This is a genomic window from Pseudomonas sp. 13B_2.1_Bac1 (assembly GCF_025466155.1).
Classification (GTDB): domain Bacteria; phylum Pseudomonadota; class Gammaproteobacteria; order Pseudomonadales; family Pseudomonadaceae; genus Aquipseudomonas; species Aquipseudomonas aylmerensis.
Map to the genome: position 1 here is coordinate 169,921 of NZ_JANLOH010000115.1, position 22,980 is coordinate 192,900.

At 62.8% G+C, this 22,980-nt stretch carries 16 protein-coding genes and 1 pseudogene; 7 read left to right on the plus strand and 10 right to left on the minus strand.

Annotated elements, in window-relative coordinates:
• Nucleotides 1–43 precede the first annotated feature (43 nt).
• Nucleotides 44–4,288, minus strand: coding sequence for an AvrE-family type 3 secretion system effector (locus tag NTD80_RS30725; protein ID WP_262135891.1), 4,245 nt, complete (start codon nt 4,286–4,288; stop codon nt 44–46).
• 347 nt (nt 4,289–4,635) lie between these two features.
• Here NTD80_RS30725 and ggt point away from each other — a divergent pair, with 347 nt between their 5' ends.
• Together ggt and pgeF are read left to right on the plus strand one after the other, a co-directional pair.
• Nucleotides 4,636–6,447: a gamma-glutamyltransferase gene (gene ggt / locus NTD80_RS30730; RefSeq protein ID WP_262135892.1), complete on the plus strand. Its 1,812-nt coding sequence runs from the start codon at nt 4,636–4,638 to the stop codon at nt 6,445–6,447.
• Nucleotides 6,448–6,469: 22 nt separating this feature from the next.
• Nucleotides 6,470–7,192: a peptidoglycan editing factor PgeF gene (pgeF, locus tag NTD80_RS30735; protein ID WP_262135893.1), complete on the plus strand. Its 723-nt coding sequence runs from the start codon at nt 6,470–6,472 to the stop codon at nt 7,190–7,192.
• 21 nt (nt 7,193–7,213) lie between these two features.
• On the opposite strand, the gene ddlA is transcribed toward pgeF, so the two are convergent.
• Together ddlA and NTD80_RS30745 are read right to left on the minus strand one after the other, a co-directional pair.
• Nucleotides 7,214–8,308 carry a D-alanine--D-alanine ligase gene (gene ddlA, locus NTD80_RS30740; protein ID WP_262135894.1) on the minus strand — a complete coding sequence of 365 codons (1,095 nt, stop codon included), beginning with the start codon at nt 8,306–8,308 and terminating at the stop codon, nt 7,214–7,216.
• Nucleotides 8,309–8,352: 44 nt separating this feature from the next.
• The gene (locus NTD80_RS30745; RefSeq protein WP_262135895.1) at nt 8,353–8,991 is read right to left on the minus strand and encodes a LysE family transporter; all 639 of its coding nucleotides are present in this window, start codon (nt 8,989–8,991) and stop codon (nt 8,353–8,355) included.
• A gap of 139 nt (nt 8,992–9,130) precedes the next feature.
• Between NTD80_RS30745 and NTD80_RS30750 the strand changes: the two genes are divergently transcribed.
• Nucleotides 9,131–9,940 carry an AraC family transcriptional regulator gene (locus NTD80_RS30750; protein ID WP_065900440.1) on the plus strand — a complete coding sequence of 270 codons (810 nt, stop codon included), beginning with the start codon at nt 9,131–9,133 and terminating at the stop codon, nt 9,938–9,940.
• Between the two features lie 37 nt (nt 9,941–9,977).
• Here the strand turns inward: NTD80_RS30750 and NTD80_RS30755 are convergent, their stop codons facing one another.
• Nucleotides 9,978–11,336: an MFS transporter gene (locus tag NTD80_RS30755; protein ID WP_262135915.1), complete on the minus strand. Its 1,359-nt coding sequence runs from the start codon at nt 11,334–11,336 to the stop codon at nt 9,978–9,980.
• Nucleotides 11,337–11,458: 122 nt separating this feature from the next.
• Between NTD80_RS30755 and NTD80_RS30760 the strand changes: the two genes are divergently transcribed.
• Complete coding sequence (locus NTD80_RS30760; RefSeq protein WP_262135896.1) at nt 11,459–12,343, plus strand: LysR family transcriptional regulator; 885 nt, start codon at nt 11,459–11,461, stop codon at nt 12,341–12,343.
• Nucleotides 12,344–12,383: 40 nt separating this feature from the next.
• Here NTD80_RS30760 and NTD80_RS30765 read toward each other — a convergent pair whose 3' ends face one another.
• The 4 genes and pseudogenes from NTD80_RS30765 to NTD80_RS30775 all read right to left on the minus strand — a co-directional run bounded on the left by NTD80_RS30765 (nt 12,384) and on the right by NTD80_RS30775 (nt 14,775).
• Entirely contained in the window at nt 12,384–12,962 is a 579-nt protein-coding gene (locus NTD80_RS30765; RefSeq protein ID WP_262135897.1) for a flavin reductase family protein, read from the minus strand.
• 59 nt (nt 12,963–13,021) lie between these two features.
• Nucleotides 13,022–13,453 (minus strand): methyl-accepting chemotaxis protein, encoded by a 432-nt coding sequence (locus NTD80_RS31510; RefSeq protein WP_371920712.1) that lies wholly within the window; start codon nt 13,451–13,453, stop codon nt 13,022–13,024.
• 108 nt (nt 13,454–13,561) lie between these two features.
• Nucleotides 13,562–14,443: pseudogene (locus NTD80_RS31515) on the minus strand (PAS domain-containing protein); the annotation flags it as partial.
• On the minus strand, nt 14,443–14,775 hold the full coding sequence (locus tag NTD80_RS30775) for a DUF2790 domain-containing protein (protein WP_065900430.1): 333 nt from the start codon (nt 14,773–14,775) through the stop codon (nt 14,443–14,445). The gene NTD80_RS30775 and the pseudogene NTD80_RS31515, both read right to left, overlap by 1 nt.
• A gap of 225 nt (nt 14,776–15,000) precedes the next feature.
• On the opposite strand from NTD80_RS30775, the gene NTD80_RS30780 reads away from it, so the two are divergent.
• From NTD80_RS30780 to NTD80_RS30790, 3 genes are all read left to right on the plus strand, one after another.
• A complete protein-coding gene (locus NTD80_RS30780; protein ID WP_262135899.1) occupies nt 15,001–16,320 on the plus strand; it encodes an OprD family porin in 1,320 nt (439 codons plus the stop codon).
• Nucleotides 16,321–16,661: 341 nt separating this feature from the next.
• Nucleotides 16,662–17,336 carry a heavy metal response regulator transcription factor gene (locus tag NTD80_RS30785; protein WP_065900428.1) on the plus strand — a complete coding sequence of 225 codons (675 nt, stop codon included), beginning with the start codon at nt 16,662–16,664 and terminating at the stop codon, nt 17,334–17,336.
• Nucleotides 17,333–18,769, plus strand: a complete 1,437-nt coding sequence (locus NTD80_RS30790) for a heavy metal sensor histidine kinase (protein ID WP_065900426.1) — start codon at nt 17,333–17,335, stop codon at nt 18,767–18,769. The genes NTD80_RS30785 and NTD80_RS30790 overlap by 4 nt, the downstream gene beginning before the upstream one ends.
• Here the strand turns inward: NTD80_RS30790 and NTD80_RS30795 are convergent.
• Nucleotides 18,684–21,839: a CusA/CzcA family heavy metal efflux RND transporter gene (locus NTD80_RS30795; protein WP_262135900.1), complete on the minus strand. Its 3,156-nt coding sequence runs from the start codon at nt 21,837–21,839 to the stop codon at nt 18,684–18,686. The genes NTD80_RS30790 and NTD80_RS30795 overlap by 86 nt on opposite strands.
• Nucleotides 21,840–21,857: 18 nt before the next feature.
• Nucleotides 21,858–22,964, minus strand: a complete 1,107-nt coding sequence (locus tag NTD80_RS30800) for an efflux RND transporter periplasmic adaptor subunit (RefSeq protein WP_262135901.1) — start codon at nt 22,962–22,964, stop codon at nt 21,858–21,860.
• Nucleotides 22,965–22,980: the final 16 nt, after the last annotated feature.

Genomic DNA, 22,980 nt, shown 5'->3' on the forward strand with positions numbered 1-22,980 from the left:
GGACATGGCGCAAGCCGGCATTGCTTGACGGCTTGCGCCTCGTTTACCTCACGGCCTGCGGCGTCCTGATGCGCTGGCTGGCCAAATCAAGGGTCAGATCGTGTCGGGGCAAACGGCTCAACGTATCGTTGAGGTTCATCTTCAAGGGTTTATCCGGATTCACGCCGTACTCCAGATCGACGTTGACCTGTTTTTGCGTGTGGCTGAGCGCAGCGCTGCTGGAAAAGCTGAGGTTCGTCATCGCCGGTATCGACATGCTATGGGATTGGGTGGCGGTGTAGCTCATGCTCATACTTTTTACGCGTAGGTTGTTGCGGTCATTGAGTGCGTGCTTGATCAACGCCTCGGTGCCTTTACCCGCAAGGTGGCTGTGCTCGATCGCGCGCAGCACCTGCGGCTTCAGCTCCATGCCGAGTCGCACTGAAGTGCCCTCCCCATGCTGCAGCTGATCGAGCACCTGGGCAAAGTGCGGGTCGTCCCTGGCCCATTGTTCGATGGCCGCTTTGTTGGCCGGCGCGACATCATCTAACCAGGCATGCTGCCCGTTGTCGCGCAAGCCCACACGTGTGACGGAAGATTCAACCGATGCCAGCTGGCGAAGCCCGCTTTTCATCAGGTCCCGTTGGATCAATAACTTATCCAACGACTGGCCAATCGCGTGGTAGGCGTCCGCCTTGGTCGCCAGGGACGGATGAGTCGCCAGAAACCCCTGCAAGCTGGCCAACTGTTCATCCGTCGTGGCCCCCGACCGTTCCGTAGCGGCCAAGTCCCGTCTGAATTGCGGCGAATACAGCGAAAGGCTGTGTCGCAGGTCATTGATCTGCGATTGAGTCACCGCGTGTGGCGGCTTGAAAGAGAAACTGAATGCCTGTGATTGGCTCCGATCGAATTTCACCATGACCGATATTTCCGGCAATGCAAAAACGGCAGCAGCTGGCCCGCCAGTTTCAACCCTGCCCAACGCCAGCGCGTTCAAAGGCGCAACGTTGAAACCCACGCCACCCTGCCTCAGCCATTGTGCGCTGCGTCCCTCGGCGTGACTGGTGCCCGCCGCCGTGCGCGTAGTGGACTGACTCTTGTCCGCATGCGCAAGATTGAGGTTCGCCAACCCGCCGATACCTGCGCGTATCACTGAGTCCAGCTCGGCAATATTCTCCTGGGGGTTGTAGAGCACACGCAACTGCGCGAGTCCATCCAGGTTAACGTCACCACTCAGCTTGGAGCTGTGCCCGGCAGCGTGCTGCTCTCCCAGCGCCAGCAAATCGTGGAGACCACCCGATGAGTGGGTGAGGATCGACATCAACTTGCCGAAGTCCGCCTCCTTCACGTCAAAACTGATGCTCGAACCGGTGTTTTTCGCCACCGCTGCCGTCAATTCCCCCGCGACTCTCAAACCCGGCCCGTACGCTTGGCTGCCCCGCCCCACCGTCACCCCTGAAGCCACCGAAGCGGCCAACCGCCGTGTGTCGTCCATCGAGATCTCGACCCTGGCGCCTTTATCCGTGCGACTGATGCTGACGCCGTTGGTATGGGACTTGGAGGCGCCCAGGAAAAATTCCACGGGGGCGACAGGTTTTATCCCCGTCACCATCAAGCCCAGGCTTTTGCCCTGGGTGCGGCTGGAGCCAAGGGTTTGACCACTCTCCAGTTGTTGCACTTGCTGCGTCAGTGCGTCCTTGAGGGAAGCATCGACGGGCAATCCGAGCAGCGTCGAGAGGTGCCAATGCAAGGCGGATCCCGGTGTACCCAGGTCCTTGGCCAATAATTTGAAGTTGTCGTAGAGGGTCTCTGCCTGCGCGTAACTGACGACGTTCTGACGTGGCAATTGATGCAACGGGCTCTGGTCAAAATCCTTGATGACCGCGCTCACAGAGCCTTCTATGCGCTTCAGGGCGCTTGGGCTGTATCCGGAAACGCTGTCGAGTTCCTCCGCCAGATCAGTCAGTTTCCTCAGCGTGTGGGCGTGATGAATCAGGTCGCCTTCGACGAGGGCGCCAGGGTGAGTGAGGTCTCGCTTACGCTCCGGTTTCCATTGGGGCAACGTCAAATCTTGCCCCTCCAGATTGGCCAGTAGCGCAGCGGTGGTTTTTTCCGATGAGGGTGAGACCCGCATGAACGCCTGATGCAGTTGATGCAGCGTCGATTCCGGGTTGACCACTGTCCGGCCCAGTGTGGGCCGCGAGTCAAACGCCAGCCCATGCACATCGCCTAACAGGCGTGCGCTGGCCTGGCTGCTCGCGTCTACACGGGCCAACGCCTGGCTGATCTGGTTGGCCAACGCCTGGCGCGGGCCGGGTACGCCGAGCGCGACGAGGCGCGCGCTCAGGTCAGCCGCAACCGGCTTGCTCTTCGACAGGGGCTTGAGCCGCTCGTGCAGTTGCTTATCGTCAGCGTAGACGGCCTCCAGCCCGCGACGGCCGCTGACACGGTGCTGAATATCCTTGCCTGTCTGGCTGAGGGATTCCAAAGGGTGAAAATGCGCCTTGATCCCTTGAAAAAAACTGCGCTGGTGCGCAATCCCCTCACGGGATTGCCCCATCACATGACTGCTGGCCGTCAATGCCCCGCCTGGAAACTGCGCGCGCATTTGAGCACTCGCCAATGTATCGCCCAGCAACGGTACCGCTGTCACCGGTAGCAACGGCCCCCATTGCATCGACGTTGAGTCCGAGTGATCCAATCGATGGAACTGCTTATCCCAGCCGGCAACCAAGTGCTTGTCAGCCCCCATCCGCAAGGATTCCAAGAGGCGGCCCGCGGGCAGCTCAACCCTGGCCCAGCGATGCGGCCCCCTGGCGCTGCCTTGCCAAACCTCGCGATCAACCCTGAACAACTCGTCACCCTGGCTGTGTGCGTAGAGATGCCCTTCGTGATCCAGCGCCAGTGCCTTTATCGCAAGCGGCGGTGACAGCCGTAATGGGGTGACGACACCCTCCTGATGAACCTGGAGTTCGTTGTCTTGATTGGCCGTTACGAAATGACGGCCATCGGCGACTGCAAAGTGGGCGATGGGGCTCTGACTTTTTCCAGCGAGTACCTCAACCAGCGACACGTGAGGACGGGGCTTGGGCAGAGCGGCCAAGTCATGGCTGGCGCCCTCGAAAACCGGATCACGCACTTTCTGGATCGCCACCGCTTTCAGTTGCCCCTCTTGCAGCACATAGGCACGTCCATCCAGGCCACGCTCCAGACGCTCGACGCCCGGCTGCCGGGCGTTATCCCATTGCTGTGCACCCGCGTTCCAACTCAACAGCCTGCCTGAATCAAGTGCGACCTTGCCCCGCAGCCCGAGATCGATCGAGGCCGCGAGTGCCTGCTGGCTGGGCAAGGGCAGACCTTTCTCGATGCCCTTGACCAACACGTCACTGAGGTTCCAGTGCGGGCGCAATGCGCTTGATTCATTCAAGGGAGAACTATGCAGTTGCTCGCGCGCATCGCGAACCTGGGCATTGAGTTGCCCTGCATCATCATGAAAGAAACCTTCGACTCTGACACTGCCCTTCAGCGCCTGCTCCAGTGCTTCGACCGATTGACGTGCCATCGGCAGCACGCCGCCCCTGGCCTGACGCACATCTGCGCGCAGCAGTTCGCCGTCAGTCGTCGCGCCATACAGGGTACTACCGGCCAGCCCGATGCGCGCGAGCGGCACAGGCACGCCGGCCTCATCCAACGGACGCACAGCCGGTGCGCCGATGCCCTGCAGGTGCAGGGCAGAGACGCCCTGGACCTGGCTCAATACCACCGAACCCTGGCGCTGCGCACTGCTGTCCAGAGAGCCCTGAGGTGTCTTCAGCAAATGCCCTTCCCCGGTCAAACCAATGCGGCTGTATGCACGTGCATCGGCGTCGGGCAGCCAGGATAGCGTGATCGGTTCAAAGCGATAAAGACGCTCGTTATCCAGGCGAAACTGCTTGCCCTCGACAGTCGTGTGGATTGCGCTGACGCTTGCCAGGTGCGCCCGGCCAGGGTTGTCTAACGACGATACAAAGCTTGCATCGCCGGCCGGATCGGCAAGGCTGCTCTTGAATACCGCCGCGACAGCCGGCGTGGACTGAATATGAAACAGGTACTGTCGTTCATCTTTGATACGCAACGTATTGCCGCGCTCAGCAGCATGCCCGTCAACGACATAGCGTTTGCCTGGCGCGTTGAGATGATGGGCGACATCACGGCCCGCGGCTGTCGTGTCAGCCTGCACGTGTCCTTCTTTGAGGCTGACGTCGAACAACATCGAGGCCGGGTTCAGCGTTTGATAATGTGACTTCTGCACGTCAGGCAGTGAAGTCATACCCGCGCCCGGCGACTCTTTACCAGTCGACCTGACTGAGCGTTCGACAACATTCTGGTGCAACTTGAGCAGACCGTCTAACCCACCATGCATGACAACGCCTTAACCGGATACTTGAGAAGTACGTAGTGAACAGTTGCAGCACTTGGTTCCAAAGGGAGCAGCACACTCGTGGTGGGATCCGCTCCAAATTCCTTGCGGCCACGGCAAAGACAACAGACGGCAAACCTGCAGCCGACGGGCTCTCCAGAAAAATCAGTCAACCCAGCACGCCTCTGGCTCACCGCTGCGGTAAAGTCCCCCCACAGGAAAACCAGATCATTCTCAAAGTGAACGGAGTTCAGCGCGTGTTTTTGATTTCCCGCCGTCAACTGTCTGTGATTGCCGCCGCCCTCGTCCTGGCGGCCTGTCACACCCCCGTCAGCGAGCAACCGCCGGCACCGGAGTTGGGCTCGGGCTACCGCACCAACCTCACCCCCCAACACGCCGAACGCCATATGGCGGCAGCCGCCAACCCGCTGGCGGCCGAAGCCGGGCGGGAGATGTTGCGCCAGGGTGGCTCGGCCATCGATGCGGCCATTGCGATGCAGGCAGTGCTGACGCTGGTGGAGCCGCAGTCCTCTGGTATCGGCGGCGGGGCGTTCATCATGGTGTGGGACGGAGATAAGGTGCACGCGTATGACGGTCGTGAAACGGCACCGGCCGGGGCGACCGAGCGGCTGTTCCTGAAAGCGGACGGTACGCCGATGACCTTCACCGCGGCGCAAATCGGCGGGCGCTCGGTGGGCACGCCGGGGGTACTGCGGGCACTGGAGATGGCGCACAAAAAGACCGGGCACCTGCAGTGGGCCAAGCTGTTCGAGCCGGCGATCCGCTTGTCGGAACAGGGCTTCGCGATTTCCCCGCGCTTGCACGCGTTGATCGCGGCCGACCGCCATATCCCCCGGTCGCCGGAAATGGCCGCGTACTTTCTGAATGCCGATGGCACGCCCAAGGCCACCGGTACGCTGTTGAAAAACCCGGCGCTGGCCAACGTCTTCAAGCGCATCGCCAAAGAGGGCCCGGATGCGCTGTACCACGGGCCGATTGCCGACGAGATCGCGCGCAAGGTCCAGGGCAATCGCAATGCCGGCAGCCTGTCGGTGGCGGACCTTGAGGGCTATACCGCCAAGGAGCGCACGCCCCTGTGCAGCGACTACAAACAGTGGACCGTGTGTGGCATGCCACCACCGTCATCGGGCGGGATCGCCATCGCGCAAATCCTCGGCACATTGCAGGCACTCGAAGCCCGCGATCCGGGCCTGGCCATCGCACCGATGACGCCGGTGAAAAGCGCCTCGCCCGCAGGCCTCGAGCCAACGCCCGAAGCCGTGCACCTGATTGCCGAGGCGGGTCGCCTGGCCTTCGCTGACCGTGCTTCGTACGTCGCCGACGCCGACTTTGTACCGGTGCCGGTGGCCGGTCTTGTCGCACCGGACTACCTGGCCAAACGCGCAGCACTGATCGGCGAGCGCAGCATGGGCATCGCCAAACCCGGCACGCCTGCGGGCATCCAGGTCGCCTACGCGCCGGACCGCTCGCCGCTGCGCATCTCCACGTCGCAAGTGGTGGCGGTGGATGACCTGGGTGGCGCCGTGTCGATGACGACCACCGTGGAGGCGGCGTTCGGTTCCCATCTGATGGTCCAGGGCTTTTTGCTCAACAACCAGATGACCGATTTCTCGTTTATCCCCGAAGAACACGGCCAGCCGGTGGCCAACCGTGTCGAGCCGGGCAAACGCCCACGCTCGGCCATGGCCCCGACGCTGGTATTTGATCGCAGAAGCGGCGAGTTGCTGGCCGCCGTCGGCTCGCCCGGCGGCTCACAGATCATTGAGTACGTGAGTAAATCCCTGGTGGCGATGCTCGACTGGAAACTCGACCCGCAGGCGGCCATCAGCCTGCCGAATTTCGGCAGTCGCAATGGCGCCACCGAACTCGAACAAGGACTGTTCAGCCCCGCGTTGAAACAAGCGCTGAAGGACAAGGGCCATGCATTGAGCGAGATCGACATGACCAGCGGCATCCAGGCCATCGTCCGCACGCGCGACGCCCAGGGTAAGGTGTCGCTGAGCGGCGGCGCCGACCCTCGGCGCGAAGGCGAAGCGGTCGGCGACTGATTTATTGAGCGGAGAACAGCCCTTGCAACAGGCAAACAATCTCGGCGCCCTTGCCGGCGTCGACCACGGTTTCTGTGCGATCAATGACCCGGCGCGCCCGGAAGAGGTGTTCATCTGCAAGCAGGTGCACAGCGCCTCGGTGATTGAGTGGCAGCCGGGCCAGGTGGCCAATACCATCGAGGCTGACGCTGTGTTTACCCACACGCACCAGCCCATCGCGGTGATCACCGCCGACTGCCTGCCCATTCTGTTCGCCTCCAAAGACGCTCAGCAGGTAGCGGCAGTGCATGGCGGCTGGAAGGGCCTGCAACGCGGGATTATCGCCAACGCGGTGCAGCGCTTTGCCGCCGCGGGGATCGCGGCGGATCAACTGCAGGTGGCAATCGGGCCGTCGATCAAGCCATGTTGTTATGAGGTGAGCGAAGGGTTTATCGCCCAGTTCCAGGCGGAGCAAGGGCACCTGTGGCAGCACCGCCAGGCACCGTGGAGCAGCGTGCAACCGGCACCGCGGCAGACACCCGAAATTGCCCCGCCCGCCGCAAGGCAAAGCAACAGCGCGTGGTTTGACTTGAGCAGGTATGCGCTGATGTTGCTGCAGGCGGCGGGGGTCAAGCGCGAGCAGATCGAGGTCAGCGAGGTGTGCACTTACTGCACGTCGCCGACGTTTGCCAGCTACCGCAGAAGGACACATCACCCGCAAGAGGCGAAGACCTTGATCTATTCGTGGATCGCGCGCCGCCCCTGACCACCCGATAGCCCGCGGCGCTCAACGATTGATCTTCAGCCCCTTGCGCGCTGCATGCCGCTCCAGCGCCAGCTCGATCAACCGGCTCACCAACTCGCTGTAGCTCATCCCCGCCGCCTGCCACAGCTTGGGGTACATGCTGATGCGGGTGAAACCCGGCAGCGAGTTGATTTCGTTGATCAGCACCTCACCGTCTTCAGTGAGGAACACGTCGACGCGGGCCAACCCGGCGCACCCCAACACTTCGAAGGCGTCGATGGCCAGGCGGCGGATACGCTCGCTGGCGTCGTGGCTGATGTCCGCCGGCACCACCACTTGGGCGGCCTGGGCGTCGATGTATTTGCTGTCGTAGGAATAGAAACCGTTGTTCACCACAATTTCGCCGCAGCCGCTGGCGATGGGGTTGTCGTTGCCGAGCACGGCGCATTCGATCTCGCGCCCCTGGACGGCCGACTCCACCAGGACTTTCTCGTCAAACCCCAACGCCAGCTCGACGGCGGCGTGGTACTCGGCTTCATTGCCGACCTTGCTCACGCCCACCGAGGAACCCTGGTTGGCAGGCTTGACGAACATCGGCAGGCCGAGCTTGCGCACGGCGGCAGCAAACGCGGTGTGCGCGGCGTTGCGACGGGTCAGGGTAATGAACGGGGTGACGGCAATGCCGGCGTCGCGCAGCAGGCGCTTGCTGATGTCCTTGTCCATGCACACCGCCGAGCCGAGCACGTCGGACCCAACAAAAGGCAGGTCGGCCATGCGCAGCAAGCCTTGCAGGCAACCGTCTTCGCCGAGGGTGCCGTGGACGATGGGGAAGATCACATCAATGTGTTCGAGCAGGCCGCTGCCGGAGGTTTCCACCACTTGCTGGCTGGCCTTGCCGGGCACCACCGCCAGTTCGCGGTTGGACTGGTTGAGCGCGATGAGGGCCGGGTTTTCCTGGTTGATCAGGAAGTTCGAGGTGTCGTTGAGGTGCCAGTGGCCGGCCTTGTCGATGCCGATCAGGACCGGCTCGAAACGCGTGCGGTCGAGCGCATCGACGATGTTGCGCGCCGACTGCAACGAGACCTCGTGCTCGGCCGAACGCCCCCCGAAAATAATACCTACGCGCACCTTGCTCATGAACCGGCCTCACTGTTGAAAGTAAGGCTTCTTACCACGGGCGGTCAGCGATTCGCTACCAGATGTGCACCGAACAACACGTAGCAACCGCCGGCAAAACGATCCAGCCATTTGCGCGAACGGCTGTAGAGGTTGGCCATGCGCTCGCTGGAAAACACCAGGGCCACGCTGGTGTACCAGCTGAATGACAACGTGGCCATGGTGATCACCGCCAGGGTCAACAGCATCGGCGAGGGCGAAGGCGGCATGGTCGACGCAAAGATGGTGGCGACGAACAGCGCGGCCTTGGGGTTGGACAGGTTGCCCAGCAGGCCCAGGCGCCAGGCGGAAAACAGCGAGCGCCGGGGTTCGTCTGCCAGCAGGTTTTGGCCCATGGCCGGTGCCGAGCGCTTGAACAGCTTCAGCCCCAGGTAGATCAGGTAGCAGCCGCCGATGATCTTGAACGCCAGGTACAGCATCGGCGCAGCGGTGAACAATGACTTGATACCCAGGCCACCCGCCAGGCCCCACATGATCGTGCCGGTAGCGACACCCGCCGATGCCACCACGCCATGACGACGCGAACAGCTGGCGGCCAACTGTGCGGTGTTGAAGAAGTTGGGGCCGGGCGTCACCACCGCCACGGTCCACAGCAGGGCCAGCGAGACCAGCGGCGCCACGTAGGCGGGGTCGAAAAAATCCATCGGGGCAGCTCCATCAGTGCAAGGCACGAGCCAGGATCATAGGCCTCGCCCGGCACCTGCACAATCGTACAAGACCCCGGCAGACAAGGAATGCAGACTGGGTTAACGTGTTTCCATCCCTTTTTTGTGACAAGCCACCATGGGCAAACCGACTCCTATCCTCGACTGGCTGCACCGCGCGCCGCACGCCAGCGGCCTGGACCGTATCGAGGCGTACTTTGCCGGCTTCGCCTTCGACCCGCATCGCCATGACACCTACGCCATCGGACGCACGCTGTTCGGTGTGCAGAGCTTTCACTACCGCGGCGGCATGACCCACAGCATGCCTGGCACGACCATGGTGATTCACCCCGATGAAACTCACGACGGGCGCGCCGGCAGCGAGGAAGGCTTCAAGTATCGGATGATCTATGTGGAACCGGCGCTGATCCAGCAGATCATCGGCGGCAAGCCGTTGCCGTTCATTCCTGGCGGATTGTCCAGCGACCCATGGCTGCACCGTGCCAGTGAAGTGCTGCTGCAAAGCCTGGATTGCCCGATCGACCCGCTGCAGGAACAGGACGCGATGTTCGACCTGGCGCAGGCCCTGAGCAATGCCTCAGGCGCGATTGCCAGTCGCAAGACGTTCGATTACGTGGCCGCCGAGCGCGCGCGGGAATTTATCCACAGCGCGCTGGGCCGCAGCATCACCCTGGATGAAATCGCCGAGCACGCCGGTCGCGACCGCTGGGCGTTATCGCGGGATTTTCGCCTGTTGTTCGCCACCAGCCCGTATCGCTACCTGACCATGCGCCGCCTGGACCTGGTGCGCAGCCTGTTGGCCCAGGGCCAGTCATTGGTGGACGCGGCGTTGACCGCCGGGTTCACCGACCAGAGCCATATGACCCGACAATTTCGCAGCACCTACGGCATGCCGCCCTCGCGCTGGGTAAAGATGCTCGGGCGCTGAGGGCCTGGCCTGGAATACACCCACGCCTACCGTTGATCTACGTGGTTTCCAGCAACGCGTCCGGCTTCGGTGCGCGCGCTCTGAGCCCCAGCGCCAGCAGCGCCCCGGCCAAGGCAATCGCCGCACTCCAGCCCATCGCCGCTTCGATCCCCGCCGCCTGGCTCGACCCGGCATTTGCCACCGACACCAGCACCGCCAGGCCCAGCGCCCCACCGATCTGCTGGCTGGTCGATGCCATTCCCGCCGCCACGCCTTGCTCTCCTGGCCGGATGCCCAGCCCCGCAGCGACCCACATCGCGGTCCAGGTCATGCCCTGGCCGATGCTCAGGATGAAAATCCCCGGCAGCAGCGACCAGAACCCCACCCCTGTCGGCAACGCCCAGCACACCAGCGCAATCCCAACGGCACCGGCCAGCTGCCCGCAGACCAGCGTGTTGCGTAACCCCAACCGGGCGAGCGAACGCTCCGCCAGCCAGATCCCGAACGTGCACACCAGGGTCGCGGGTAAAAATGCCAACCCTGCCTGCAGCACGCTGTAGCCGTAGACCTGCTGGTAATACAGTGCGAGAAAGTAGTACTGCACGCCAAAGCTGCTCATGAACACCGCCGTCAGCACCATCGCCATGCGCAACTCGCGATAGGCAAACAAACGCAGCGGCATCAGTGGGTCGCGGCCGCGATGTTCAATCCAGGCGAACAGGCCGAGCAGCGCCAACGCCAAGCCCAGGCAACCCAGCGTGGACGGTGCCGTCCAGCCCCATTCAGGCCCCTGCACCAGCGAAAACACCAGCAAGGTGCCGCCAACGGTCACGGTCAACGCGCCGTTCACATCAAAGTTGCGTCCGCGCGCACGCTCGCCATCGGCGGGGATCCAGTAGCGCGCCGCCCAGGCGCAACCGCCCGCCAGCGGCACGTTGACCAAAAATACCGCCTCCCACCCCCAGGCCTGGGTCAGCACGCCACCCAGCAGCGCGCCGAGCGCCAGGCCTGCCGCCGACGCCGCGCTCCACACGGCAAACGCGCGGTTGCGCGCCGGTCCTTCGGCGTAGTGGGTGTTGATCAGGGCCAAGGTCGCCGGAAACAACAACGCCCCGCCCACCCCCTGCACGGCCCGCGCCAGCACCAGCAACACAGCGCTGCCACCGAGCACCGCAGCCAGGGAGGCCAGCGCATATAACGACTGGCCGACCCGATACAGACGACGCTTGCCAAGCAGATCCGTGGCGCGCCCGCCGAGTAGCAGGAAACCGCCAAACGCCACGCTGTAGGCACTCACCACCCACTGCAATTGCGCGGCGGAGAAGTTCAGATGCGCGCCAATCTGCGGCAGCGCCACGAACACGATGGTCGCATCCAGCGCAATAATCAGTTGCGCCGTGGCCAGCAGCATCAGCATCCAGCCTGAGGGTCGAGAGGGAGACATCACAGCGTCCTGTCCGAAAATGAGAAGCCGTCAGTGTCTTTTATGCGAAACAGATGATAAATAGCGCAATCACTCTTTCAGTAATGACTTTAATCATGGATCTGAACGCTGTTCGCTTGTTAGTCCGCGTGGCCGAAACCCGCAGTTTCACGCGCGCGGCCGCAGACCTGGGGCTGACCCAGTCGGGCCTGTCTCGCGCCATTTCGCGCCTCGAACAGGAACTGGGCGTACGCCTGCTGCAACGCAACACCCGCAGCGTCGGCCTGACGCCCGACGGGCAGATGCTCTATGAGCGCAGCGCGCCGCTGTTGGCAGAATTGGCCGAGGCCGAAAAGCTGATGCTCGACCGCCGCAGCACCCCTTCCGGCCTGTTGAAGATCAGCACGCCTTCGCTGTTCGGGCGCAAGGTGGTCATGCCGGTGATCGGCGAGCTGACCTTGCGTTACCCGGCGTTGCGCATCGAAGCAGTGATGACCGACCGCCTGGTGGACATCGTCGATGAAGGCTTCGACGCGCTCCTGCGCACCGGCGAGATCCAGGACCAACGCCTGATCGCCCGCCCGCTGGCGCCGCTGCGCTGGATCACGGTCGCCTCACCGGCTTACTTGGCGCGCTTCGGTACGCCGCAGAGCGTCGACGAACTCAAGGACCACAACTGCCTGACCGTGCGCAATCTGCGCAACGGGCGCATGGTCGATTGGCAGTTCATGCTCGATGGCAAGGTGCAAGACGTGAGTGTCGAAGGGCGGCTGATCTTTGATATCGGTGATGCACTGGTCGACGGCGCCGTCGGTGGCTTCGGCATCGCCCAGGTCATGGACTTTGCCGTGCGCGACGACTTGGCCGCCGGGCGCCTGGTGCCGCTGCTGGAAAACTTCGCTGGCCGCCGCCGGGCGATCTCGCTGGTTTACCCGCCGTCCCGACAGTACTCGCCAAAACTGATGGCGTTTGCCGAAGCCCTCGGCCAGGCCCAATGGTAACCCTGCAGGCACAGGCACGCCGGCGCCTGCGGGGGCTGTCTCAAGGCAAGGTTTTACCGTCAATCGGCGCGCCGATGGTGAGGAAATGCCCACCCGCCACATGGTGCAAGGTGCGCAGCGGATCATGCCCTTCGAAGTGCCAGCGGCCGTCGCTGAACACGCGCTCGTCGGCATAAGCCGCCACCACTTCACCCAGGAACAGGTCGTAGGCCTGCTGGTTGTGCGGTTCGGGCAGCAGGCGGCATTCCAGCCAGGCCACGCAGCCTTCCAGCAATGGCGCTTCTGTGTGTTCACCGCTGAAGGTGTGCAGGCCGTAGGCGGAAAATTTGTCCGTCTCAGAGCCGGTGGTGTTGCCGACGGTCTGGACCAGATCGACCTGGGCCACGCAAGGCACCTGCAGCACGAAGGTGCCGGCGCCTTCCAGCAGTTGGCGGGTCCAGGTGGCTTTGTCCAATACAACCGCGACTTTCGGCGGCTCGAAATCCAGCGGCATCGCCCAGGCGGCGGCCATGATATTGCGCTGGCCGTTGTGGGCCGCGCTGACCAGCACGGTAGGCCCATGGTTGAGCAGGCGGTAGGCCTTGGACAGCGGAACGGGGCGGCGGTGAGTAGGGCTCATGGAGGATCGGCTCTTCAAACGGAAAAAACCTACGATACCTCAAGCACAAGCCCCACGGCTCAGCTCGACAACTGGTTTGCGAATTGTCCCACTGCACTGACCACTTTTTGCGCACCGTCCTGGATTTCGACGATGACCGTGCCCGCCTCCGCCGCGAGGGCCAGGCCCTGCTCGGCTTGCAGACGGCCATCAGTCATCAGGGTCACCGCATCGCGGGCCATGTCCTGGTTCTGGCGCACCACGCCGACAATCTCCTCGGTGGCTTTGCTGGTACGTGACGCCAGCTGGCGCACCTCATCGGCCACCACCGCGAAACCCCGCCCTTGTTCACCGGCGCGCGCCGCTTCAATGGCGGCGTTCAGCGCCAGCAAGTTGGTCTGCTCGGCGATGCCGCTGATGGTCTTGACGATGGTGCCGATCACTTGGGACTGGGCGTTGAGCGCCTCGATGCCCTCGCCGGCCTGTTGCATGTGCTTGGCCAGATCGCGCATCACGTCCACCGCCTGGGTCACCACCGTGGTACCGCGCTGGGCACTGCTGTCGGTGTGCAACGAGGTGCTGTAGGCAATGTTCGCCGCTTCAGCGACGGCCTGCTCCTGATTGACCTGGTCGGTGATCACCGTGGCGAACTTGACCACTTTGTACAGCCGGTCGTTGGCATCCAGCACCGGGTTGTAGGTGGCCTCCAGCCAAACGGTGCGGCCATGGCTGTCCACACGCTTGAAGCGCGCCGCGACGAACTCGCCGGCGTTCAAGCGCTTCCAGAAATGCTGGTATTCGGCGCTGTTGTACTCTTCCGGCGCGCAGAACATACGGTGATGTTTGCCCTGGATCTGCGCCAGGCTGTAACCCATGCCGGCGAGAAAACGATCGTTGGCAGTGAGCACGTGTCCGCCCAGGTCGAACTCGATCACGGCGGTGGACCGCACCAACGCGGTGATCAGGTTTTCATGCTCGCGAGAGGCCTCGATCGTGCGGGTGAGGTCGCTGGAGTAGATCGAAAAATGCTTGATGCGCCCTTCCGAACTGCGCACCGGCTGCAAGATCGAGCGCAGCCACGCCTCCTGGCCATTGCCGCGCATCAGGCGCACGGTGCCGGCGAAATGCTCACCGCGCACCAGGGCGTTCTTGAAGCGGCGATGGAATTCATCATTGCGCACGTGATCGGGTACCAGGTCTTCGATCGGACGACCGAGAATGTTGCTCGACGCGTACACCAGTTCCTGCAGGAAGTTGGCGTTGGCCCACTCCACCCGGCCTTCGGCGTCCAGCGTCAGGCACAGCATTTCGCTTTCCAGGCTCTCCTTGACCTGTTGCAAGCTGGACAATTCTTCGCGAAGAGCCGACAGCTCCTGCTTCAAACGGGTGTTGAACATGGGGCACCGATGGTCATTTGGGGAGAGTGATCTGACCTGCATCGGCGCTGGCGGCGTTTTCTGAAGCGCTTTTTTGCGTGGGCCCCACTGTTTTTTTGGATCCATCAACTGCCGTTATTTCGGCACACACCCATCACTTGATATTCCAGGGTATTGAGATTGCCGCGGGAGTCTTCATAGGTCATGCGCGAGGGCACGGGATTGCACGCGCGGATCGGCGGCGTCACGTTGATCACCTTGGCAATGTCCAGTTTCATGCCGTAGCGATACGCCTGCACCTCGGGCGCCGGCTTGCCGTTTTTCACCGCGTAGTCGGCCATGGCTTTTTCATTGCGCTCCATCATCAACGCAAAAGTGCGATCACCGCCGCCTTCGGCCAATGCGCCCAATGACAGGCTTGCGGTAAATACACCCAGGGCGATTGCATAAAAGTTCATCACAGGTTCCTCGACTGAAAGTTCAGTGCCGAGACTAACCAGCGAACCCTGACGCGATGTTCACCAGAACATTACTTATTTGTTAGGTGGCCACCAGTTTCCAGAATTGTAATGTTGCCGCCACCCAGTCGTTATCCACGGTTTGCAACTATCAGCCCGGGCCAGATCAATAAGAACGCCCGCCTCCATAAGAAGCTGATCACTGCCAATACCGAGGAGCGAAACATGCGGATCCGTTATTACACCCTTCCCCTGTCACTGGTCGCCACGTTGCCGCTGGCCGCCGTGGCAGCCGAAGAAAAACCCGAAGGGTTTATCGAAGGCAGCAGCGTGAACGTGCTGGCGCGCAATTTCTATTTCAATCGCGATGACCGCAAGGGCCAGTCCAGCCCCACCGGCAACGGCTACTCCGAAGCCTGGGCCCAGGGGTTCATCGGTAAATTCGAATCCGGGTTCACCCAAGGCACGGTGGGGTTTGGCCTGGATGCGTTTGCCATGGTCGGCCTGAAGCTCGACTCGGGCACCGGCCGCAGCGGTGGCAAAGGTTCGTTCGGCGTGCTGCCGGTGGACAGCGACAACCATCCCGAAGACAGCTATAGCAAGGTCGGCGGCGCGGCGAAATTGCGCGTGCTGGACACGGTGATCAAGGCCGGCGACGTATTCCCGCTGAACCCGGTGGTGGCCTATGGCGATTCGCGCCTGCTGCCGGAAAGCTTTCGTGGCGTGACCGTGCAAAACACCAGCCTGGAAGGCCTGAGCTTGCAGGGCGGGCGTTTGAGCGGCATGAGCCAGCCCAGCGAAAGCGGCATGGATAAAGGCTTTGCGACGTTTTACGCAGGCAAGGTCGACTCGCCCTGGATCAGCTATTTCGGCGGCGACTACAGCCTCAACCAGCACCTCAGCTTCAGCCTCTACAGCAGCCGCCTGAAAGACGCCTGGGACCAGTATTACGCGGGCAGCGCCGCCAGCTACCCACTGACCGACGACGTCTCGCTGTTCGGCGACGTCAACCTTTACAAGGCGGTGGATGAAGGCAAAAAGCTGCTTGGCGAATTCGACAACACCATCTGGAGCGCCAGGCTCGGCGTCAAGATCGGCGCCCACAGCCTGGCCGTGTCGCACCAGCGCAACAACGGTGATGACGACTTCGATTACCTGCGCCAGTCGGATTCGATCTTCCTCAACAACTCGATCCAGTACAGCGACTTCAACTCCCCCAAGGAGCGCTCGTGGATGCTGCGCTACGACCTGGACATGCAGCCCTTCGGCATTCCCGGCCTGTCGTTCATGACCCGCTACGGCAAGGGCACCGGCGCCGACTACAGCGACGCCAACGCGGTATACATGCGCCGCGACGCGGCCGGCAATCCGCTCACCGACCAACGTCGCTGGGAGCGGGATGTCGAGGCCAAGTACGTGGTGCAAAGTGGCACGCTGAAGGACTTGTCGCTGCGCCTGCGCCAGGCCACGGTGCGCTCCAGTGCGTTCGAATCCGACCTGGAGGAAGTTCGCCTGATTGCCGAATACCCGCTGGTGGCGCTGTGAGTCGTTACAGTCGTTCGCGGTTAACTAACATCTGTTCACAAATAGCCAGGTATCAGAACTGTAATATTGGGCCCACCTTCCCGTTAAGTTGAACTTCTTATAGTGGACTCAACGCGTCATACACCGAGCACATTCATCTCTGAAGCTTTTGTGTAGCTCCTTTGGAAAGAGATGGATTTTTAACGCCCCGGTCGGGGCGTTTTTTTTGCGCACGCCCTTATGCGGCCGATGGTCGCAGTTGACCCTGAAGCGACTTCACGGTTGAGAATTTTCCCCTACCCCGAACACGTCATTCCATAAGGACATGGACCTCCCCTCTGGTAAAAAAAGGTAAACCCCCCATGCGTATCCTTGTGGTTGAGGACGAGCAGAAAACCGCTGACTACTTGCAACAGGGCCTGACCGAAAGTGGCTATGTCGTCGATTGCGCTGCCAGCGGCATCGATGGCCTGCACCTGGCCAGGCAGCACACTTATGAACTGGTGATCCTCGACGTGAACCTGCCCAACACCGACGGTTGGGAGGTGCTGGAACAGTTGCGCCGCGACGGCAATCAACGTGTGATGATGCTGACGGCACGCGGCCGGCTGGCCGACAAGATCAAGGGCCTGGACATGGGCGCCGATGATTACCTGGTCAAGCCCTTCGAGTTTCCCGAACTGCTGGCCCGTGTGCGCACGTTGCTGCGGCGCAGCGAGCACATCCCGTTGCCGGACGTGCTGCGTGTCGCGGACCTGGAGCTGGACCCGCGCCGCCATCGCGCCTATCGCGGCAACCGGCGGATCGACCTGACCACCAAGGAGTTCGCCTTGCTGCACGTGTTGATGCGCCAGGCCGGCGAAGTGATGACCCGCACGCAGATCATCTCCCTGGTGTGGGACATGAACTTCGACTGCGACACCAACGTGGTGGAAGTCTCCATCAGCCGCCTGCGCGGCAAGGTCGATGACCAGAGCGAGGTCAAGCTGATCCACACCATTCGCGGCGTCGGCTACGTGCTGGAGGCACGCCCATGAGGACCAGCAGCCTGTCGATGCGCCTGGGGCTGACGGTCAGCCTGATGGGCGCAGGCCTGGTCGTGCTGTTGGCGACCCTGGCTTACCTGGCGCTGACCCACGAGCTGGACAAGCTCGCGCGCAAGGGCCTGGAAAATAAACTGGAGCAACTGGAACACAGCCTCGGCCAGGACCTCAAGCCGCACGATATTGCCGCCCGCCCCCATTCGCTGCTCGACCTGGTGATGGGCCACGACAACATCTACCTGACCATCATCGGCGGTGCCCCCGATGCACCGGTGCTGCTCAGCGTCGGTGCCAAGCCCCAGCAACCGCTGTTGCTCGACGTGCCCGCCGGCAAGACCCTGGCCTACCTCAATTGGGTGGATGGGCGCGGCAATCGCATCCTCAGTGCCACGCGGCTGATGCCGTTGCGCAGCGGCGAAAATGTGCGCGTGCTGCTGTCGCTGGACCGCTCCGATGATGAGGCGCTGCTCAGTGCCTACCTGCGCTCCACGGTGATCGCGCTGCCGATGCTGCTGCTCCTGATCGGCATGGGCGCCTGGTGGCTGGTGCAACGTGGGCTCGCGCCGCTGCAGCAGTTCAGCCGCGTGGCAGCCAAGGTCAGTACCCAGGACCTGACGCACCGTTTGTCGCTGGACAACCTGCCCAAGGAATTGGGCGAGCTGGCCGAAGGCATCAACTTCATGCTGCATCGCCTCGACGCCGGTGTGCAGCAGCTGTCGCAATTCTCCGATGACCTCGCCCACGAACTGCGCGCGCCACTGACCAACCTGATGGGCAAGGCCCAGGTGACCCTGTCCCGCGAGCGTCCCGGCGAAGCCTACAAGGCCGGGCTGGAATCCTGCGCCGAGGAAATGGAACGCCTGTCGCGCATCGTCTCCGACATGCTGTTTCTCGCCCAGGTCAGCCACCCCGCTGCACGGGCGGGTTTCGACGCGGTGTCGCTGGGTGCCGAAGCGCAGCGGGTAATGGCGCTGTTCGCCCTGAGCGCCGAAGACAAACGCGTGACCCTGAGCCTGCGCGGCGACGCCTGGATCAAGGGCGATCGCCTGATGATCCAGCGGGCGATTTCCAACCTGCTGTCCAACGCGATTCGCCATACGCCCGAGGGCTCCACGGTGTTGCTGCTGGTGGAAAGCTACGACCACAGCGTCTCGCTGTCGGTGGGCAACCCCGGCCGTGGCATCGAAGCTCACCACCTGCCACACCTGTTCGAACGCTTTTACCGCGCCGACAGCAGCCGTACCCGCGCCGAGGGCGGCACGGGGCTGGGGCTGGCCATCGTGCAGTCGATCATGCGCCTGCATCAGGGGCACGCCGACGTCAGCAGCCAGCCCGGGCGCTTTACGCGCTTCGACCTGGTGTTTCCTCTTCCTTGCGATGCGCCCACTGGTACAGCGCCGGCAGCACCAGCAAGGTCAGTAGCGTAGAAGAGATAATCCCGCCGATCACCACCGTCGCCAACGGGCGCTGCACTTCGGCGCCGGTGCCGGTGGCCAGGGCCATGGGGATGAACCCGAGGGAGGCCACCAGCGCAGTCATCAACACCGGGCGCAAACGGGTCAACGCGCCTTCGTGGATCGCCACCGACAACGAACGCCCCTCCTCGCGCAGGTTGCGGATGAAGGCAATCATCACCAACCCGTTGAGCACCGCCACGCCGGACAAGGCAATAAAGCCCACCCCCGCCGAGATCGACAGCGGAATATCCCGCAGCCACAGCGCCATGATCCCACCGGTCAAGGCGAACGGAATCCCGGTGAACACCAGCAGCCCGTCCTTGAGGTTGTTGAACATCATGAACAGCAACCCGAACACCAGCAGCAGGGCGACCGGCACCACGATGCGCAAGCGCTCGGAGGCTTCCTTCAACTGCTCGAACTGGCCACCCCAGGTGGTCCAGTAACCCGCCGGCACTTTCACCTGCGCGCTGATCGCCGTTTCGGCCTCTGCCACGAACGAGCCAATATCACGCCCGCGCACGTTGGCGCTGACGATCACCAGGCGCTTGCCATTTTCGCGGCTGATCTGGTTCGGGCCGAGGACCAGGTCCAGGCTGGCAACCTGGGACAAGGCGATAAACCCCAACTGCCCGGCCGCGTTACCCGCCAGCGCCGGCACCGGAATCAACAGCCGCGACAGGCCGTCGATATCGGTGCGCAGTGCGTCGGACAAACGCACGACCATGTCAAAACGACGGTCGCCTTCGTACAACGTACCGGCCTGGCGCCCTCCCACGGCAACCGCAATGGTGTCCTGCACATCGCCGACATTCAGGCCAAAGCGCGCGGCCTTGTCACGGTCGATATTGATGGTCAGCACCGGCAGGCCGGAGGTCTGTTCCACCTTCACCTCCGAGGCGCCCTCGAGCTTTTGCAGGGTCTCGGCGATTTCCCCGGCCGTCGCGTTCAGCACCGCCATGTCATCGCCGAAGACCTTCACCGCCACGTCGCTGCGCACCCCGGATATCAGCTCGTTGAAACGCAGCTGGATCGGTTGCGACAGTTCATACGCACTGCCCGGCACAATCGCACTGGCGCGCTGGATATCGGCGATCAGGGTTTCGCGGGACTTGTTCGGATCCGGCCATTGGTCCTTCGGCTTGAGCATCACATAGCTATCGGAAATGTTCGGCGGCATCGGGTCCGAGGCAATTTCGGCGGTGCCGGTACGCGCAAATACCCGCAGGATTTCCGGCACCTGGGCCATCAGGGTTTTTTCCAGTTGCTGCTGCATCTGCACCGATTGCGTCAGGCTGGTGCCGGGCACGCGCAAGGCCTGCTGGGCAAAGTCGCCTTCGCTGAGGCTGGGGATGAATTCGCTGCCCATGCGGCTGGCTACCCAGCCCGAGGCGAGGATGGTCAACACGGCCAGGCCGAACACCAGCGGACGACGCCCCATCACCCAATCCAGGACTGGCGCATACGCCCGGCGCGCGGTGCGCATCACCAGGTTTTCTTCCTCCTTGACCTTGCCGGTGACGAACAGGGCAATCGCGGCCGGCACAAAGGTCACCGACAGAATCATCGCACCCAGCAAGGCAATCACCACGGTGAAGGCCATGGGGTGGAACATCTTCCCGGCCACGCCGGTGAGGGCGAAGATCGGCAGGTACACGACCATGATGATCAGTTGCCCGAAGATCAACGCGCGGCGGGCCTCCTTGGCAGCGGCAAACACTTCATGCAGGCGCTCGCTGCGGGTCAGCAGGCGGCCGTGACGCTGCTGCGCATGGGCCAGGCGGCGGATGGCGTTTTCGACGATCACCACCGCGCCGTCGACAATAATGCCGAAGTCCAGCGCACCGAGACTCATCAGGTTGGCGCTGACCCGGTTGGTGAACATCCCGGTAAAGGTGAACAGCATCGCCAGGGGAATCACCATCGCGGTGATCAGCGCCGCACGGATATTGCCCAGAAACAGGAACAACACCGCCACCACCAGCAGCGCACCTTCGAAGAGGTTTTTCTTGACGGTGGCGATGGCTTTTTCGACCAGGTCGGTGCGGTCATACACGGTGACGGCCACCACCCCTGCGGGCAGCGAGCGATTGATGCTCTCGAGTTTTTTCGCCACCGCCTGGGACACGCTGCGACTGTTTTCGCCGATCAACATGAACACCGTGCCCAGCACCACTTCACGGCCGTTTTCGGTGGCCGCGCCGGTGCGCAATTCACGGCCGATCTCGACCTGGGCGACATTGCGCACCCGGATCGGCGTGCCCTCCACGCTGGTGATGACGATGTTGGCGATGTCGTCGATGGACGCCACTTGCCCCGGCGCCCGGATCAGCAACTGCTCGCCGCTGCGCTCGATATAACCGGCGCCGACGTTGGCATTGTTGCGTTCAAGCGCCGTGACCAGGTCGCTCAAGGTCAGGTTGTAGGCCGCCAGGCGCTTGGGGTCGGGGGCGATCTGGTATTCCTTGGCAAAGCCGCCGATGGTGTTGATTTCGGCCACTCCGGGCACGTTGCGCAGTTGCGGCTTGATGATCCAATCCTGGATCACCCGCAGGTCCGTCGGCGTGTACGGCGTGCCGTCTTCCTTGAGTGCGCCGTCTTCGGCCTCGACGGTCCATAGGAAAATTTCGCCGAGGCCGGTGGAAATCGGCCCCATCGCGGTCTCGATGCCGGCCGGCAATTGTTCGCGGGCGGTCTGCAGGCGCTCATTGACCAACTGGCGGGCGAAGAACAGGTCGGTGCCGTCCTTGAAAATCACCGTCACCTGCGACAGGCCCGAGCGCGACAGCGAGCGGGTCTGCTGCATGCCGGGCAACCCGGCCATGGCGGTCTCGATGGGAAAGGTGATGCGCTGCTCGGTTTCCAGCGGCGAAAAACCCGCCGCCGCCGAGTTGATCTGCACCTGCACGTTGGTGATGTCGGGCACCGCGTCGATCGGCAGTTTCTGATAGCTGGCGATGCCGACACCGGCCATCAGCAGCACCGCCAGCAGCACGATGATGCGCTGCTCGATGGCGAATTGGATAAGGCGCTCAAACATGAGAAATCACTCGCGGGATCAATGGGCGTGCTCGGCCGAGCCCTTGCCCAGTTCGGACTTGAGGATGAAGCTGCCAACCGTGGCCACTTGCGCCCCGGCATCGAGGCCTTGACGCACTTCGACGTAGCCGTTTTCACTCAGGCCGAGTTCGAGATGGCGCGTGATAAAACCGTCCGGGGTACGCACGAATACCGACGGTTTGTCCTCGACGGTCTGGATCGCCGTTTGCGGCACGGTGACCTTGGCCTGGTAGGTGTCGGTGGCCAGTTGTACCGTCACGAACAACCCGGGGCGCCAGGCGTCGTCGGGGTTGGGTACCGTCACACGCACGGTGGCGGTGCGCGTCTGCTCGCCGAGTAAATTGCCGACATAAGCCACGCTGCCGATTACCTCGGTGCCCATTTCGGTGGAGCTGACTTTCACCGGTTTGCCGAGCCGGACCTTGTTCAAATCCTTGGGAAACACGCCGAAGGTGACCCACACCTGGGACAGGTCCGAGAGGGTAAACGCGTTGCTGGTTTCGCTGACCACCTCGCCGACACCCAGGTGTTTTTCCACCACCACACCGGCGAAAGGCGCCCGCAATTCATAGCGGTTGCCGCCCACCAGCACGGCGCTGCCGCTGAGGGCCGTCATCTTCTGGCGGGCATTGTTCAGGGCGATTTCGGCCTCTTGCAGGGTTTGGCGCGCCAGCAGGTAGTCCTGCTCGGCGGAAATCTTGTCCTGCCACAATTGCCGCTCGCGCTGGAAGGTCGTGCGCGCCAGTTCGACCCGCCGCTCACTGGCGGCCAGCTCACTGCGCTGATCGGAAATCTGCTGGCTGGCGATCACCGCCAGCAGCTCGCCTTTCTTCACCGATTGCCCGAGATTGACCCGCACCGACTCCACTACCCCGGCCGCACGCGGCACGATATGCGAGGTGCGGTCCTCGTCGAAGCGCACCTCTCCCGGCAGCGTCAGCAACGTGCTGATCTGCCGGGGCTGGGCCTGGGCGAGCTGAATGCCGGCAGCTTCGATTTGCTGCTCGGTGAGTTCAAGTTTGCCTTCCTCTTCCTCGGCGCCGGCCACGCCAGACAGCATCAGGCCCAGGGCGACGGCAAGCGCCACGCCGTGTCGTTTGTTCATAAGCCACTCCAGAAAA

What these genes read in the sequence shown, in the direction of transcription:
- NTD80_RS30725 (WP_262135891.1), bottom strand. Translation starts at nt 4,288, where the DNA reads ATGACTTCACTGCCTGACGTGCAGAAGTCACATTATCAAACGCTGAAC.
- ddlA (WP_262135894.1), bottom strand. Translation starts at nt 8,308, where the DNA reads ATGAGCAAGGTGCGCGTAGGTATTATTTTCGGGGGGCGTTCGGCCGAG.
- NTD80_RS30745 (WP_262135895.1), bottom strand. Translation starts at nt 8,991, where the DNA reads ATGGATTTTTTCGACCCCGCCTACGTGGCGCCGCTGGTCTCGCTGGCC.
- NTD80_RS30750 (WP_065900440.1), top strand. Translation starts at nt 9,131, where the DNA reads ATGGGCAAACCGACTCCTATCCTCGACTGGCTGCACCGCGCGCCGCAC.
- NTD80_RS30755 (WP_262135915.1), bottom strand. Translation starts at nt 11,336, where the DNA reads ATGCTGATGCTGCTGGCCACGGCGCAACTGATTATTGCGCTGGATGCG.
- NTD80_RS30760 (WP_262135896.1), top strand. Translation starts at nt 11,459, where the DNA reads ATGGATCTGAACGCTGTTCGCTTGTTAGTCCGCGTGGCCGAAACCCGC.
- NTD80_RS30765 (WP_262135897.1), bottom strand. Translation starts at nt 12,962, where the DNA reads ATGAGCCCTACTCACCGCCGCCCCGTTCCGCTGTCCAAGGCCTACCGC.
- NTD80_RS31510 (WP_371920712.1), bottom strand. Translation starts at nt 13,453, where the DNA reads ATGCGCGATCTGGCCAAGCACATGCAACAGGCCGGCGAGGGCATCGAG.
- NTD80_RS30775 (WP_065900430.1), bottom strand. Translation starts at nt 14,775, where the DNA reads ATGAACTTTTATGCAATCGCCCTGGGTGTATTTACCGCAAGCCTGTCA.
- NTD80_RS30780 (WP_262135899.1), top strand. Translation starts at nt 15,001, where the DNA reads ATGCGGATCCGTTATTACACCCTTCCCCTGTCACTGGTCGCCACGTTG.
- NTD80_RS30785 (WP_065900428.1), top strand. Translation starts at nt 16,662, where the DNA reads ATGCGTATCCTTGTGGTTGAGGACGAGCAGAAAACCGCTGACTACTTG.
- NTD80_RS30790 (WP_065900426.1), top strand. Translation starts at nt 17,333, where the DNA reads ATGAGGACCAGCAGCCTGTCGATGCGCCTGGGGCTGACGGTCAGCCTG.
- NTD80_RS30795 (WP_262135900.1), bottom strand. Translation starts at nt 21,839, where the DNA reads ATGTTTGAGCGCCTTATCCAATTCGCCATCGAGCAGCGCATCATCGTG.
- NTD80_RS30800 (WP_262135901.1), bottom strand. Translation starts at nt 22,964, where the DNA reads ATGAACAAACGACACGGCGTGGCGCTTGCCGTCGCCCTGGGCCTGATG.